We start from the raw sequence: 264 nt of genomic DNA, 5'->3' as shown, positions 1-264 counted from the left end.
TGTCAGCGGTTCGAACCCGTTATCCCCCATTTTGGTCCGGTGGTGTAGGGGTTAACATGCTTGCCTGTCACGCAGGAGATCGCGGGTTCAAATCCCGTCCGGACCGTATGCGGGTGTAGTTTAGTGGTAAAACCTCAGCCTTCCAAGCTGATGTCGGGAGTTCGATTCTCCTCACCCGCTTTTGATTTTGGGCCTGTAGCTCAGCTGGTTAGAGCGCACCCCTGATAAGGGTGAGGTCGGTGGTTCGAGTCCACTCAGGCCCAT

Annotated in this window: 3 tRNA genes; all 3 read left to right on the top strand. The window is 55.7% G+C overall.

Annotation, left to right across the window (positions count from 1 at the left end):
* Positions 1 to 33: 33 nt before the first annotated feature.
* The 3 genes from HMPREF2758_RS03865 (at position 34) to HMPREF2758_RS03855 (ending at position 263) form a co-directional block, all read left to right on the top strand.
* A tRNA-Asp gene (locus HMPREF2758_RS03865) sits at positions 34 to 106 on the top strand.
* A gap of 3 nt (positions 107 to 109) precedes the next feature.
* Positions 110 to 180 (top strand) — tRNA-Gly (locus HMPREF2758_RS03860).
* A 9-nt stretch (positions 181 to 189) separates the two neighbouring features.
* A tRNA-Ile gene (locus HMPREF2758_RS03855) sits at positions 190 to 263 on the top strand.
* Position 264: the final 1 nt, after the last annotated feature.

The sequence above is a fragment of the Facklamia sp. HMSC062C11 genome, from assembly GCF_001810675.1.
GTDB classification, from domain to species: Bacteria; Bacillota; Bacilli; order Lactobacillales; family Aerococcaceae; genus Facklamia; species Facklamia hominis.
The sequence above is the reverse complement of the archived record's forward strand: the minus strand, read 5'-3'. Positions and strand labels throughout refer to the sequence as shown.